The following is a 13,566-nucleotide window of genomic DNA, read 5'->3' on the forward strand; positions in this document are numbered from 1 at the left end:
CTCAATCGGCATCCAAAAAGGCCAGATCTAACCCCCACGACACGCCGAGCCAGACACACATTTTGTCGTTTAACCCAGCTTCTGTATTGCGGTGCCTGGGCAGAACGAAAAAAGAAGCCGCTGAAATCCAGCGGCTTCTTTCTCAATTTGGTCGGGATAACAGGATTTGAACCTGCGACCTCTTCGTCCCGAACGAAGCGCGCTACCAAGCTGCGCCATATCCCGGTGCACTTAATGAGTACCCGGGGTACTTTAGTCCACCATCCGGCAAGCTCCAAAACGCCTGTTGGTTACGGCTGTTGCGGCCCTGATCTGCGCCTGATTCGAGCGGCGGACGGGGCACTAGTCGTCCCGAGCATCCTCCCGAGCGGTGAGCGTCAACAGCGCCGCAGACGGCCGGCAGAAGATCCGCACGGGGGCGAATTTGGAGGTGCCCAGTCCGTTGGAGACTTCGAGCCACATGTCGCGGCTGCCGTAGCGGTGCAGGCCTGAGGCGCGTTCGCGGTCGATGTCGGCGTTGGTGACAAGGGCGCGTTCGCCGGGCAGGCAAATTTGCCCGCCGTGGGTGTGGCCGGCGAGGACGAGCTGGTAGCCGTCGGCATCGAACTGATCGAGGACCCTCCGGTAGGGCGCGTGGGTGACGCCAAGCGAGAGGTCGGCATCGGGGTTGGGGGCGCCTTCGATGAGGGAGTAGTCGTCGAGGTCGTGGTGGGGGTCGTCGGTACCTGCAATGGCCAGGCGCACATCCCCAACCTTGAATTCGAGGCGTTTGTGGGTGGCGTCCTGCCAGCCGCGCTCGATGAATGCGGCGCGCATGCCCTTCCACGGCAGGTCCACGTAGCTGGGCTCGCGCTTGGCGTCCAGAAGGTATTTGACTGGGTTGACGGGTCGCGGTGCCCAGTAGTCGTTCGTGCCGAAGACGAACACGCCGGGGCGGTTGAGCAGCGGCTCGAGAGCGGCCAGCACGTCAGGCACGGCATGCTCGTCCGAGAGGTTGTCGCCGGTGTTGACCACCAGGTCGGGGTCGAGTGCGTCGAGTGCGGAGACCCACGCGATCTTCGTCTTCTGCCCGGGGATCATGTGCAGGTCGGAGACATGGAGAATGCGCAAGTCATCCACGCCCGGGGGAAGGATGGGCAGCTCGTAGGTTTTCAGGCGGAATTTGGTCAGTTCGCTGTGGCCGAAGGCGAGCGTCGATAAGCCAAGGGCTGTCACCGCGCCGAGCGCTTGTGCGATCTTCTTCATTGGAACAAGGCTACCCTGGCAGCCATGAGTGAATTGAAAGATCAGATCCGCGCCGACCTCAAAGAAGCCATGAAGGCGAAGGAGAAGGAGCGCACGGGTGCGATCCGCATGCTGCTCGCCGCGATCCAGACCGAGGAGACGGAGGGTGCCAAGCACGAGCTTGACGACGCTGCTGTGCTCAAGGTCGTCGCCCGCGAAATCAAGAAGCGCCGCGAGTCGGCGGAGATCTACCAGCAGAATGACCGACAGGACCTCGCCGACGCTGAGCTCGCCGAGGTCGCTGTGCTCGAGGCATACCAGCCCAAGCAGCTCGATGACGACGAGCTCGCAGCGCTTATCGACGAAGCAGTCGCCGACACCGGCGCCACCTCCATGAAAGAGATGGGGCAGGTTATGAAGGCCGCCACCGAGAAGGCTGCTGGCCGCGCCGACGGCAAGCGGCTGTCTGCGGCAGTCAAGGCGCGACTGTCGTAGCCGAAGCGGGCGCTATAGGTCGCCGAACAGGTCCGCAAGATCGTCGGCGAAACGGCCGATTTCGTCTTCGAGGTCGTCGCGGTAGCGGGAGGCTTCGTCGTCATCGTCGCGGCCGCGGTCATCGCGGGTGTCCCTGCGGTTGGGCGGGTTGTTCCGCGCAGGGGAGCCGTCCGAGACGACGAGAGTGACCACAGCGCCTTCGCCTGCGTTTTCTGGAGTGCGGGCCTCGACGACTTCGCCTTCGGGTTTGCCGGTGGCGGTGCCCTTCGTCTCCCGGACCTTGAACCCAGCTGCCTCTAGCTGGGAGCGGGCCTCGGCGGCTTGGAGGCCGACGACGCTGTCGAACAGGTCGTTGCGCGAAGCAGGGTCATACAGCGGGCTCGGGGTGGGGAGCCCAGCTCCTTGCACGCCCGGAATCTGCGTGGCCATCTGGAACCACGAACGGGCCGCCTCCTTACCGCCGAAGAGATCGCCGTAGTTGCACTGGCGGACCGGACCTGAGCACAGCGGGGTGGTCTGGGTGCCGTCGTTGTAGATGTAGGTGGCGGCAGCGAAAGCGTTGTTGAAGCCGAGGAATGCCGAGGACTGGTGCGATTCCGTCGTTCCCGTCTTGGCGGCAACGGGGCCGCTCCAACCGTATGCCGCAGCCGCGTCTTTCGCGGTGCCGCTAATAGTGTCCTGGGCCATGCCGTTGGCCAGGCCGGAGGCGAGCTCGGGGGAGACAGCCTCCTCGCAGTCGGGGCGCTCGATGAACACTTCCTGGCCGAGCCGGTCCTCCACCTTGGCCACCGGGTTAGGCTCGCACCACTTACCGCCGGACGCCAGCGTTGCCCCAACGTTGGACAGCTCCAACGGGTTCACGGCGGTGGGGCCAAGGGTGAAGGCGCCGAGGTTGTTCTGGCGGAAGTAGTCCCCGATGGAATGGTCCTCGTCGAAGCTGCCCGGATCCTCGTAGGAACGCAGCCCCAAGCGCACGGCCATGTCGACGGTCGCTTCCACGCCGACTTCCTCGAGAAGCTCGATGAACGTGGTGTTGGGGGATTTTGCAAGGGCGTCGCGAAGCGTCAGCTCGCTGGGATAGGATCCTGCGTTTTCCACGCAGTACGCGCCAGCCGGACACCCGGTAGCACCGCCGGTTCCCATGCCGTATTTCACGGAACGCTTTGGCACCGGCAGCTTGGCGTCGAGGTTGTATCCCTGCTCCAAGGCTGCTGCGGCGGTGAAGATCTTGAACACAGACCCAGCACCATTGCCCACCATGCTGGACGTCTGCGGTAGGACGGTCTGACTTTCGTCGCCATCCAGGCCATAGGTGCGCGACGAGGTCATGGCCAGGATGTTGCGGGAGTTTTCGCCGGGCTCGATGACATTGATCACCTCGGCGACGCCATGCTGGCCCGGGCTAACTGCACTTGCGGCGGCGTTGTGCGCAATCTCTTGAACTCCCGGGTCCAGCGTGGTCCTAATGGTGTAGCCGCCGCGCTCGAGCTCCTCCATGGGCAGACCCTTGCCGGCGAGGTACTCCAGTGCGTAATCACACAGGAAACCCGCAGAACCAGCAGAGATGCAGCCCTCAGGCAGCAAGGCAGGTTCTTCGAGGACTCCGAGGGGTTCGCCCTTGAAGCGGTCTGCCTCATCTTGCGCGAGGTAGCCGGAGGTGACCATTGCCTGCAGCACCGTGTTGCGGCGCTCCGTGGCCCCTTCGGGGTTGGTGTACGGGTTGAGCATCTCAGCGGACTGCAGCATGCCGACGAGCAGCGCTGACTGCGGGACATTGAGCTCGGCGGCGGGGATGCCGAAGTAGGTGCGCGCGGCGGCCTCAATGCCGTACGCGTGGTTGCCGAAGGGGACGATGTTCATATATCGCGCCAAGATCTCTTCCTTGGGCAGCTGCTTGTCCAGGTCGGACGCCATGCGCATCTCGCGCAACTTGCGCGGAATCGACTGTTCGACGGCGGCTGTTTGCTCTTCGGGATTCTCAGCGTCGACAAGCAAAAGATAGTTCTTCACGTACTGCTGGTTGATTGTGGAGGCACCTTCCTCCACGCCGCCTGCCAGCACGTTCGTGACCATCGCGCGGGCAAAACCCTGCATGTCCACGCCTTCGTGCTCGTAGAAGCGGCGGTCCTCGATGGCGACCAACGCGTCTTTGGCGGCCTGGCTGATCTGCTCCGGCTTCAACTCATAACGGCGCTGGTTGTAGATCCAGGCTATGGGCTCACCGTTCTTATCGGTGATCGTGGTCACGCCGGGGGCGGACCCGTCGGTTAAGTCGGCGAGATTGGACTGCATCGTCTCATCGACGCGAGCGACAGCAGCCCCGCTGATCCCCACGACGGGGGCAAGACACAGCACCACTGCGAGACCCGCGGCAACGACGCCGAGGAGCAGTTTTCCCAGGGAACCTAGTGAAGACACCTTTCATACACTACGGCCTAGACCCCCACAGGGGAATCGGTGCCTACCCCCGCTCGTGTGATCTATTCGACAATAATCCCAGGGGGTGAATACACTTACATTCAGAAAGCGCAATGAACTCGATTGGCTTTCCTAAAGCAGGCAAATACGAATTTGCCAGGGTTATTTCTATGTCCCAAGAAATTGGGGCTATGGGAAGGAGATTTTCGTGACCGCAACGATTCACAATCGCTCGCTTGATAAGCCGGTACTACCCGCTTCCGCACGAACTTCTCCGCCCAAGGTCGATTCTTTTGAGCGCGGCGAGTGGGTCACCCTCGCTGTCTGCCGCGCCGGCGACCCGGATGCCCTCTTCGTTCGCGGTGCTGAACAGCGTAAAGCCGCCGCGATCTGTCGCCGTTGCCCGGTCCAGATGGAATGCCGCGCAGATGCCCTGGACAACAAGGTCGAGTTCGGCGTGTGGGGTGGCCTGACCGAGCGTCAACGCCGGGCCGTGCTGCGTAAGAACCCGCACGTGACTGACTGGGCCGCGCACCTCGCAGCGGGCGAGGAGATCGTCGGGCTGTAACTCCTGACGTCGCTACAGCGATGCCGCATCGTCGCTGCAACGGAGGCGAACAGCTAGAGTGGCGGCATGACTAAATGGGAATACGCCACCGTTCCGCTGCTCACGCACGCCACCAAGCAGATCCTGGACACCTGGGGTGAGGATGGCTGGGAGCTTGTCGCTGTCACGCCCGGCCCGAACCCGGAGAATGTCGTCGCCTACATGAAGCGGGAGCTCTAAGGTGAGTGCCCTTTCGCGTATCAGCGCTTTGGGTCTCCGCCTCCCCGACGTCGCCGCCCCCGTTGCGGCGTACGTGCCCGCAACGCGGGTGGGCAACCAGGTCTGGACCTCGGGCCAGCTGCCGTTCGTTGACGGCGCGCTTCCTGCGACCGGCAAGGTCGGCGCGGAGGTCTCTGCCGAGGATGCCTACGAATACGCCCGGACATGCCTGCTCAATGCTCTCGCCGCGGTCGATGCGGAAGTGGGGCTGGATGCCGTCACGCGCGTGGTGAAGGTGGTTGGCTACGTAGCCTCCGCACCCGACTTCACCGGCCAGCCCGGTGTGATCAACGGGGCATCGGAGTTGATCGGGGAGATTTTCGGCGATGCTGGCGCGCACGTTCGCTCGGCTGTCGGTGTCGCAGTTCTGCCGCTTGACGCCCCAGTGGAGCTCGAGCTCATAGTCGAGGTGGCGTAGGGTGGGAAACATGCAGCATCCTGCTTATAGCCAACTGCGTCCTGTCACCCCGTCTGCCGCTGTCGTGCTGGCGATGAACCCCAGCTACGCAGCACTGGAGGGCACGAACTCGTGGGTTATCCGAGACCCGGAGGATGAGTACAGCATTGTCATCGACCCGGGCCCGGAAGATGAAGGCCACCTCAACGTGCTCCAGTCGTCGGCCGACAAGGTCGCTCTGGTGCTGTTGACGCACCGCCACCACGACCACGCTGACGGCGCTCACCGTTTCCGTCAGCTCACGGGCGCTCCGGTCCGCGCTTTCGACGAGCGTTACTGCAACGGCGGCGAGCCGCTCCAAGACGGTGAAATCATCGCTGTCGACGGCATCACTCCGCGCATCAAGGTCGTGCACACCCCCGGCCACACGGGCGACTCGGTGTGCTTCTACATCTACTCCGGCGACCCGGAGTCCCCGGACTCGACGCTGGAGGGCATTTGCACCGGCGACACGATCGCCGGCCGCCACACCACGATGATCTCGGAGACAGACGGTGACTTGGGTGGATACCTGGATTCCTTGAGCAAGCTCGAGGAAGACGGCGCAGGCATGAAGCTTCTGCCGGGCCACGGCCCGGAAGGCGAGGACCTGTCCGCATTCGCCCGCAAGTACATCGACCGCCGCGAGTACCGCTTGGACCAGATCCGCAAGGTGCGCGCCGAGCGCGGTGCAGATGTGAGCATCAACGAGCTGGTTGATGCAATGTATGACGATGTTGATCCGGTCCTGCGCGGTGCCGCAGAACAGTCCACCCGTGTGGCCCTGCGCTACCTCGAGGGCAAGGAAGCCTAAATAGGCTCACGCGGCGCAAGCCGCCCCGGGAGGCTAGCGCGCGCGGCGGGCGAGGTGCTCCGTGTCCACGATGACGACGGACTTGCCTTCCAGGCGGATCCAGCCGCGCTGCGCGAAGGTGGCCAGCGCCTTGTTCACTGTCTCGCGGGAGGCACCGACAAGCTGGGCGATCTCTTCCTGAGTCAGGTCGTGGTTGACGCGCAGGGTGCTTCCCTCTTGGGTGCCAAAGCGGTTGGCCAACTGAAGCAGCGTCTTGGCCACGCGGCCCGGAACGTCAGTGAAGATGAGGTCCGCCAAGGACGCGTTGGTCCGGCGCAGACGGCGCGCAAGAACGCGCAGCAGCTGCTGAGAAATCTCCGGGTGCTCGTTGATCCATGTCTTGAGCATCTCGGAATCCATCGTGGCTGCTTGGACCTCGGTCACGCACACTGCGGAGGAGGTGCGCGGGCCGGGGTCGAAGATGGACAGCTCGCCGAACATGTCGGACGGCCCCATGACGGACAGCAAGTTCTCGCGGCCGTCGGGGGCGTGGCGGGCAAGCTTCACCTTGCCGTCGATGATGATGTACAGGGTGTCGCCCGGCTCACCTTCGTCGAAGATGGTGGTTCCGCGGGGAAACGTCTCCGTCTGCATGTCACCGATGAGGTTGGTCACTGCAGCGGGGTCCACGCCTTGGAAAATGCCGGCGCGTGCCAGTGTCTCCTGTACGTCGTCCATGTGCGCTCCTTCTACTTGGCGCTTACCCGCGAGCCGTGCGTTCCAGGATGTGGAATCAGTCACCGCGACCCCGGCAGACGCGCCACGTCACACTGTGTGACTCTATCACGCGCACTGGGGCACAGGCGGGCATTCATGCGGGTTTACTTTCTCCCCAAAATGAAAAATGCGCGTTGAGGCCGGTTTTAGGCAGGGTGCACGACAGCGACTTCGAGACGTTCCATGGCCACAACGAACACGGCGAGGAACAGCGGGGCCAAAAGCGCGAAGAGAACACTCATCATGGTTCCCTATCGTAGTTCCTCGGAGGGGAGCCGGTGGTACCCATCGCTATAGTTGTGTGCATGTCCGCCCCAGATGCAGCAGGAAGTCCAGCAGGCTCCGTCACGCCAGTGCGCTTCCGCCGCCCCGGCGCGCACCCCGCGTCAAAAGGCACAGAGACTGAGCTGGGGCGCACCCGTCGCGCAAGACGGATCAACCGCACATTGGCCGCGACCTACCCGGACGCGCACGCGGAGCTGGACTTCACCAATCCGCTCGAGCTGCTCATTGCCACCGTACTCAGTGCGCAAACGACGGACGTGCGCGTCAACTCTGTCACACCGGAGCTGTTTCGGCGCTACCCCGACGCGGCGAGCTACGCGGCGGCCAACGTCGACGAGATCGCAGAGATCATCCGACCGACAGGGTTCTTCCGCGCGAAGGCGGGGCATCTGAAGGGGATCGGGGAGGCGCTCGTCGATAAGCATGGCGGCGACGTGCCTACCGCGATCGAGGATCTGGTGAAGCTGCCCGGCGTTGGCCGCAAGACAGCGCACGTGGTCCGCGGCAATGCGTTCGGGATGCCGGGACTCACCGTGGACACGCATTTTCAGCGCCTGGTGCACCGCATGATGCTTATCGACGCATCTATCACCGATCCTGTCGCCATCGAGCACGCGATTGCCAGCGTGATTGAGAAGCGTGAGTGGACGATGTTTTCACACCGGATCATTTTTCACGGCCGGCGCGTGTGCCATGCCCGCAAACCAGCGTGCGGGGCGTGCCCGGTGGCGTTTGACTGCCCGAGTTTCGGAACGGGCCCTGTTGAGTGGGACGAGGCTGAGAAGTTGGTGACCGGGCCGGAGCGCGAGCACATCCTGGACATGATGGGGCGGGGTGAGAGCGAGTGAAGCGCAGTGTGCTGATCAGCGTGCTCGCCATCCTCGCCGCAACGGCGCTGGTGGTGGTCGGCGCGGTGTCGATGCTGAGGGGGCAGCTGGGCTCGAACAGCGCAGCGCCCGAAGGTGAGGAGGGCGCGGGGGAGCGCAGCACCGTGACCAACACTGTGAGCGAAATAGAAGCCGGCAGCCGACCTGATTGCCCGACCGGGACTGTCGGTGGGGTGGAGCTGCCCTGCTTGGGGGCGACTTCAGCGGACGGGGCTGTGGCCGATGACCAGGTTACGGTGGTCAGTCTATGGGCGTGGTGGTGCGAACCGTGCCGTGAGGAGCTGCCTGCGCTGCAGGAATTCGCGGACGCGCACCCCGGATACAGCGTTGTCGGCGTGCACGCGGACGGGGACGCGCAGGCCGGCGCCGCGCTTCTCGACGAGCTTGGCGTGACCCTTCCGAGCTACCAGGACACCGAGAACCTTTTCGCTGCCCAGCTGAAGCTGCCCCCGGTCGTCCCGGTTCTGGTGGTGTTGCGCGGGCAGGAGACTGCTGGCGTGGTGCCCACGCCGTTTACCGACGCCGATGACATTGCCGCGGCCGTCGAGGAGGTGCTCTAAATGTCTGAGACTCCCGAGATGTTCGCGATGCTGCAGCCGGAGCGTGCGCCCCAGTGGCTGGACCCGCTGACCCACAAGCTGTCCGCGCCGGGCAGTGCCAGCTTGGTCACGAAGATGCAGGGCCACATGCGGTTTGCGTCCCAGAAATCGAAGCGGGCAGCCGTGCTCATGTGCTTCACGGGTGATCCCGAGGCGGCGACGTTGCCGGATGACGCAGAGATCCTCATCACGCACCGCACGCCGTCGTTGCGGAACCACTCCGGCCAAATGGCCTTCCCTGGCGGGAAGGTGGACCGGCAGGACTCCGGCCCGATCGACGCGGCACTGCGTGAGGCCCGGGAGGAAACGGGCCTGCAGCCCGAGCGCGTCGTGCCGCTGGCGGTCCTTGAGACCATCGCAGTGGGCCCATCGGGCAACCCAGTGAACCCCGTGTTGGCGTATGCGCAGGAGCCGGGGGAGGTGTGGTCTGCAAGCCCCAATGAGAATGACGATGTCTTCTTCGTCCCGCTCAGCCACCTCATCAACCCCGACAACCGCTTCCGTGTCGCCCGGTTGGGCTGGTCCGGGCCCGCCTTCGAGCTCCACGGATACGTGGTGTGGGGGTTCACCGCCTCCTTGCTGTCAGTGATGATCCGCGAAGCCGGGTGGGAAGAACCCTGGGAGCACAAGGATGCAGTCGACCTGCGCCATGCCTTGGGCAGGTCACGCAACGGTGAAGGGCACGGTTTCTAGTGACCGCGGCCATCATCGTGGACCTGATCCTTGGTCTTATCTTCATATCGGCTCTTGTCAGCGGTTGGAAGCACGGTGCGTTGTCTGCCGGGCTGGCCGCGGTGGGCATTGTTGCGGGTCTTGTCGTGGGCATCGCGGTGTCAGCCTTCGTGGTGGAGCTAGCGGATCAAAACGGTATTCGCGTGCTCCTACTGCTGGCCACGGTAGTGCTCTTTGTGGGGCTGGGAAACATCGTGGGCACGACCGTCGGTGGCGGACTGCGGGAGCAGATGCGCTCCAAAACGACGCAGCGGTGGGACTCCGCAGTGGGTTCGGTGCTGCAATTGGTTATCACGGTGATCATGGTGTGGCTCATCGCCGTGCCGGTGGCCGTCACCCTCGGCGGTGATCTGGGCAAAGGCGTGCGGGAATCGCGTGTGCTTAGCGCCATCGACACCGCCGCGCCATCATGGGCCAACAAGGTGCCCGAGCAGCTCGCGGCGCTTATCGACGTCACCGGCCTACCCCCCTTAGTCTCACCCTTCCAAGGCGCGAGCGCCGACGTCGAGCCGGTGAACCCGGAAGCGGTCGCCCCGGCCGTCATCGAGGCGGCTCGCCCCGGTGTTGTGCATGTGCTGGGGGATTCGACGAGTTGCAGCCGCCACATGTCCGGCTCCGGCTTCGTTGCGGCACCGGACTACGTGTTCACGAACGCCCACGTTGTGGCAGGCACCGATGACGTAGAGCTAGACACCGTGGTGGGCGTCAAGCAAGCCACCGTGGTCTTCTTCGACCCGGATGTGGACCTTGCCGTGTTGCACGTCCCGAACTTGGGCATCGAGCCGATGCGGACAGCGCCGAAACCAGTGCGCACCGGTGACGATGTCGTAGTCTTGGGCTATCCCGGCACCAACCCGTTCACGGCTTCGCCGGCGCGTGTGCGCGACCGGATCATGGTCGCTGGCCCCGACATCTACGCCACGGGACGCACGGAGCGTGAGGCCTACACCCTGCGCGGCGACGTGCGGCCGGGCAACTCCGGTGGGCCGCTCGTCGCGCCCGACGGTGCCGTGGTCGGGGTCATCTTCGGTACAGCTGTCGACGGCTCAGAGACCGGTTATGCGTTAACGATGGACCAGGTTCAGCGTGTCGTGGGGGAGTATGCGGGGTTGACCGCGGCCGTCGATACGCAACAATGCGTGGCGTGACGCTTACCTGAAAAAGCTCGTCAAAGCGTCGACAAAGCCCAGCGGATTCTCCACGTGGGGCACGTTCTTCGTGTCCGGGATGCTCGTCTGGGTCAGCGGACCGCGGGCGCGGGCAGTGGAGAGTTCGTCGATACGCGTCCACACGTCTTGGGGCGGGTGGATGAGCAGCACAGGAGCGTGGGTTGGCGCGTTGGCGTTGGCTTTGTTCGGCAGCGAGATGAGTTTCGGTGTGAGCATGCGGGAATTGTGAATGATCCCGCGCAGTGCGTTGTGGATGCTGGCGGCCTGCACGCGCAGAGCGAGGGTCTCAGTGAACGCGTCGGACCGGTGGAAACCCGGCTGGGTGTTGATGGTCAGCTCGCTGCGCCACACCTGCGGAATTGCTCCCGCGAACCAGCGCAGGAACCAGCTGGGGAGGCGTCCGATAGCCACGCGGGTGGTCATGTAGATCAACTGCCATGGCCGCCGGCGCATGTAGCTGCGCAGATCGTAGGGGTGGGCTGCCGACACGGCGACGAGACTGTCGACTCGGTGCGGGTAAGCGGCCGAATACACCCAGCTCAACGCCCCTCCAGTGTCATGGCCGACAAGGTGCGCGCGCTCGTGCCCGAGGGCGGTGATCATGCCGTCGATGTCCCCGACGGCCAGCAACGTATCGTCGCCGGGGCGCGACGGGGGCTTGTCCGACATCCCGTAACCGCGCATGTCCACGGCCGCGACGTGGAACCCCTCCTGAGCTAACGGTTCAATCACGTGGCGGAAGTCCAGCCACGCTCCGAATGTGCCGTGAATGAGCAGCACGAGCGGGTCGCGCGGATCACCGGCGACAGCTGCGTGCAAACGAATGCCACGGGTATGCAGCATGACGTGCTCAAACGGGCCGGACAGGGCGACAGTGTTCGGGGAGATGGGTTGTTTCATGGGGGTGCGTCGATAAGCGAAAAGCCCGCGACAATGCGCGGGCTAAACAGCTAAAAATTAAGCGGTACTTAGTCGGTCACCTTGGTGGAGCCGGTGCCCTGCGCGGTGGGGTAGCCAGCCGGAACAGTGGTGCCGGTGCCGTAGGAGGTGTACAGCTCGGAGGTGTCCTTCTCCAGGTTCTTCTGTGCCTGGCCCGGGACGAGGCCCTTGAGCTCGTTGACGGACTGGATGGTCTTCTCCGGCTTCTTCATCGCCTGGAAGCGCTTCACGCCCACCAGGGCGAGGATGCCTGCGGTGATGAGCATGAGCAGGAAGACGATGCCGAAGCCCCATGCGTCATTCGTCCAGATGGCAATCAGCTTGGCCAGGAAGAAGAAAAAGAAGAAGGTGGAGAACAATGCAATCACACCAGCGGCGACGAGCATGCCGCTGCCGATCGCTGCCTTCTTAGCCTCACCGACAACCTCGGTCTTAGCCAGCTCAATCTCGTTTCGGACAAGGCTGGAAACCTGCTCGGTGGCGTTGGACACCAGGGTGCCCAAAGAGTCCGCGCCCGGCTGCGTCACGTCCGTGTCGCGCAGGGGGATGGAATCGATCTTTGCCTTGTAGCTGGTCGATCCGCTGGTGTACATCCCGTCGTTGCTCACTGTTCTAAAACCTTCCTCGGGTGGGCCCCGCCCATTGCAGGCAGATTCTCAACCTTGCTTTGAGCTTTTTCAACCTATCTCAACGGAAGTCTACTGTATATGACATTCCCGCTGAGTGCGTGACGTAGGTAACGCTAGGCCTTAAGCGCTCTTGCGGCGCTGGGCTAGCCACACGCCGAAAGCAGTCAGGGCGGCGACGCTGGCGACCATGCCGGCGCCGATACCGATCTCCTTCGCGCCGGGGGAGGGGAAGAGGGGCTCCGGGTTCTTGAAGCTGCGGATGTCCCACCCGTTTGCTGCCGCATGCTTGCGCAGCCCCCGGTCGGGGTTCACGGCGACGGGGTGGCCGACCATCGCGAGCATGGGGACGTCGGTAAGCGAATCGGAGTACGCGTAGCTGCGCGCAAGGTCATACCCGCGCTCGTCGGCGAGGCGCCGCACCGCATCCGCCTTCGCGTCGCCCTTGAGATAGTGGGTGATCTCACCGGTGAGCTTCCCGTCTTTGACCTCCGCCTGAGTTGCCACAATTGTCTCGATGCCCAACTCTGCCGCGATCGGCTCCACCAGGATGGACGCGGATGCGGACAGGATGACCAGGTCGTGGCCCTGCGCGCGGTGGTAGTCGATGAGTTCCCGGGCCTCGGAGTAAATCGCTGGGGTGACCACGCTCGCCATGGTGTCGGCAACGACGTCGCGCACTTGCTCGACTGGCCAGCCCTTCACCATCGCCGCCATGCGGTCGCGGGTCGCATCCATCTTCGCACTGGAGTGGCCGGAGAACATATACGACGTCTTGGACAGGTAGAGCTCTAACGCCTCCTGGCGTGTGATCAACCCGTTGTCCATGAACCCGCGGCCGAAGGCGTAGGCCGACGAGGTGGCGATGATTGTTTTGTCCAAGTCGAAGAACGCGGCCACGCGCTCACCCGTGCCTTCGCCGACGCGTTGCGGTGACGCTGGTGACGCTGCGGCGCTGTGATCCGGGCCAGTATCTGTCATGCGAATGATTCTACATCCACAAACTGTCCAACTTGCCGCGGAAAACAGCCAGCTCACATGCGTTTGTACGGGGGCTTCGAAATATTTTTCGAACTATCTGAGTTTGGGTCTTGTGCAGAATCGAATTTATATGCCATAATCAGATCTGCACGGCCCCGATATACAGTGTGGCCGGCCCCGGCCCGATCCCCCCCCCTGTGGCCGGGTAAGACGGCCCGCGCACCCCCCGATAGCGCGGGCCGTCTCTTATTCTCTCCGCATGCTGTGGGTTAAACGACAAAATGTGTGTCTGGCTCGGCGTGGGGTTAAACGACAAAATGTGTGTCTGGCTCGGCGTGTCGTGGGGGTTAGATCTGGCCTTTTTGGATGCCGATTGAGT

At 63.7% G+C, this 13,566-nt stretch carries 15 protein-coding genes and 1 tRNA gene; 9 read left to right on the plus strand and 7 right to left on the minus strand.

From position 1 onward, the window contains the following. Window positions 1–148: 148 nt before the first annotated feature. Window positions 149–225: transfer RNA gene (locus KBX18_RS11500), tRNA-Pro, on the minus strand. A gap of 117 nt (window positions 226–342) precedes the next feature. Further along, window positions 343–1,245 (minus strand): metallophosphoesterase, encoded by a 903-nt coding sequence (locus KBX18_RS11505; protein WP_255996241.1) that lies wholly within the window; start codon window positions 1,243–1,245, stop codon window positions 343–345. A gap of 24 nt (window positions 1,246–1,269) precedes the next feature. Between KBX18_RS11505 and KBX18_RS11510 the strand changes: the two genes are divergently transcribed. Then, the gene (locus KBX18_RS11510) at window positions 1,270–1,719 is read left to right on the plus strand and encodes a GatB/YqeY domain-containing protein (RefSeq protein WP_255996242.1); all 450 of its coding nucleotides are present in this window, start codon (window positions 1,270–1,272) and stop codon (window positions 1,717–1,719) included. A 12-nt stretch (window positions 1,720–1,731) separates the two neighbouring features. Here the strand turns inward: KBX18_RS11510 and KBX18_RS11515 are convergent, their stop codons facing one another. After that, window positions 1,732–4,137: a transglycosylase domain-containing protein gene (locus tag KBX18_RS11515; protein ID WP_255996243.1), complete on the minus strand. Its 2,406-nt coding sequence runs from the start codon at window positions 4,135–4,137 to the stop codon at window positions 1,732–1,734. A 208-nt stretch (window positions 4,138–4,345) separates the two neighbouring features. Between KBX18_RS11515 and KBX18_RS11520 the strand changes: the two genes are divergently transcribed. From KBX18_RS11520 to KBX18_RS11535, 4 genes are all read left to right on the plus strand, one after another. After that, entirely contained in the window at window positions 4,346–4,705 is a 360-nt protein-coding gene (locus KBX18_RS11520; RefSeq protein ID WP_005287219.1) for a WhiB family transcriptional regulator, read from the plus strand. A 66-nt stretch (window positions 4,706–4,771) separates the two neighbouring features. Further along, a complete protein-coding gene (locus KBX18_RS11525; RefSeq protein ID WP_005287216.1) occupies window positions 4,772–4,924 on the plus strand; it encodes a DUF4177 domain-containing protein in 153 nt (50 codons plus the stop codon). A gap of 1 nt (window position 4,925) precedes the next feature. Continuing rightward, on the plus strand, window positions 4,926–5,381 hold the full coding sequence (locus KBX18_RS11530; protein ID WP_255996244.1) for a RidA family protein: 456 nt from the start codon (window positions 4,926–4,928) through the stop codon (window positions 5,379–5,381). Window positions 5,382–5,391: 10 nt separating this feature from the next. After that, window positions 5,392–6,213 carry an MBL fold metallo-hydrolase gene (locus tag KBX18_RS11535; protein ID WP_255996245.1) on the plus strand — a complete coding sequence of 274 codons (822 nt, stop codon included), beginning with the start codon at window positions 5,392–5,394 and terminating at the stop codon, window positions 6,211–6,213. Window positions 6,214–6,246: 33 nt separating this feature from the next. Here the strand turns inward: KBX18_RS11535 and glxR are convergent, their stop codons facing one another. Next, a complete protein-coding gene (glxR, locus tag KBX18_RS11540) occupies window positions 6,247–6,930 on the minus strand; it encodes a CRP-like cAMP-activated global transcriptional regulator GlxR (RefSeq protein WP_005287208.1) in 684 nt (227 codons plus the stop codon). A 344-nt stretch (window positions 6,931–7,274) separates the two neighbouring features. Between glxR and nth the strand changes: the two genes are divergently transcribed. Genes nth through KBX18_RS11560 form a run of 4 tightly spaced genes read left to right on the plus strand, consistent with a single transcriptional unit; the run spans window position 7,275 to window position 10,620 of the window. Next, window positions 7,275–8,102 carry an endonuclease III gene (gene nth, locus KBX18_RS11545; RefSeq protein ID WP_255996246.1) on the plus strand — a complete coding sequence of 276 codons (828 nt, stop codon included), beginning with the start codon at window positions 7,275–7,277 and terminating at the stop codon, window positions 8,100–8,102. Beyond that, complete coding sequence (locus KBX18_RS11550; protein ID WP_255996247.1) at window positions 8,099–8,701, plus strand: TlpA disulfide reductase family protein; 603 nt, start codon at window positions 8,099–8,101, stop codon at window positions 8,699–8,701. Before nth ends, KBX18_RS11550 begins: the two co-directional genes overlap by 4 nt. Beyond that, a complete protein-coding gene (locus KBX18_RS11555) occupies window positions 8,702–9,433 on the plus strand; it encodes a CoA pyrophosphatase (RefSeq protein ID WP_255996248.1) in 732 nt (243 codons plus the stop codon). Beyond that, window positions 9,433–10,620: a MarP family serine protease gene (locus tag KBX18_RS11560; RefSeq protein ID WP_255996249.1), complete on the plus strand. Its 1,188-nt coding sequence runs from the start codon at window positions 9,433–9,435 to the stop codon at window positions 10,618–10,620. Before KBX18_RS11555 ends, KBX18_RS11560 begins: the two co-directional genes overlap by 1 nt. A 3-nt stretch (window positions 10,621–10,623) precedes the next feature. Here KBX18_RS11560 and KBX18_RS11565 read toward each other — a convergent pair whose 3' ends face one another. The 3 genes from KBX18_RS11565 to KBX18_RS11575 all read right to left on the minus strand — a co-directional run bounded on the left by KBX18_RS11565 (window position 10,624) and on the right by KBX18_RS11575 (window position 13,187). Continuing rightward, entirely contained in the window at window positions 10,624–11,541 is a 918-nt protein-coding gene (locus KBX18_RS11565; RefSeq protein WP_255996250.1) for an alpha/beta fold hydrolase, read from the minus strand. Between the two features lie 68 nt (window positions 11,542–11,609). Next, window positions 11,610–12,188, minus strand: coding sequence for a phage holin family protein (locus KBX18_RS11570; protein ID WP_005287193.1), 579 nt, complete (start codon window positions 12,186–12,188; stop codon window positions 11,610–11,612). 141 nt (window positions 12,189–12,329) lie between these two features. Then, entirely contained in the window at window positions 12,330–13,187 is an 858-nt protein-coding gene (locus KBX18_RS11575) for an HAD family phosphatase (RefSeq protein WP_005287190.1), read from the minus strand. Window positions 13,188–13,566: the final 379 nt, after the last annotated feature.

Source organism: Corynebacterium sp. CCUG 69979 (assembly GCF_024454095.1).
Lineage (GTDB): Bacteria > Actinomycetota > Actinomycetes > Mycobacteriales > Mycobacteriaceae > Corynebacterium > Corynebacterium genitalium.

Coding starts and splice junctions, on each gene's coding strand:
- KBX18_RS11505 (WP_255996241.1), bottom strand. CDS start 1,245: ATGAAGAAGATCGCACAAGCGCTCGGCGCGGTGACAGCCCTTGGCTTA.
- KBX18_RS11510 (WP_255996242.1), top strand. CDS start 1,270: ATGAGTGAATTGAAAGATCAGATCCGCGCCGACCTCAAAGAAGCCATG.
- KBX18_RS11525 (WP_005287216.1), top strand. CDS start 4,772: ATGACTAAATGGGAATACGCCACCGTTCCGCTGCTCACGCACGCCACC.
- KBX18_RS11535 (WP_255996245.1), top strand. CDS start 5,392: ATGCAGCATCCTGCTTATAGCCAACTGCGTCCTGTCACCCCGTCTGCC.
- glxR (WP_005287208.1), bottom strand. CDS start 6,930: ATGGACGACGTACAGGAGACACTGGCACGCGCCGGCATTTTCCAAGGC.
- nth (WP_255996246.1), top strand. CDS start 7,275: ATGTCCGCCCCAGATGCAGCAGGAAGTCCAGCAGGCTCCGTCACGCCA.
- KBX18_RS11555 (WP_255996248.1), top strand. CDS start 8,702: ATGTCTGAGACTCCCGAGATGTTCGCGATGCTGCAGCCGGAGCGTGCG.
- KBX18_RS11565 (WP_255996250.1), bottom strand. CDS start 11,541: ATGAAACAACCCATCTCCCCGAACACTGTCGCCCTGTCCGGCCCGTTT.
- KBX18_RS11575 (WP_005287190.1), bottom strand. CDS start 13,187: ATGACAGATACTGGCCCGGATCACAGCGCCGCAGCGTCACCAGCGTCA.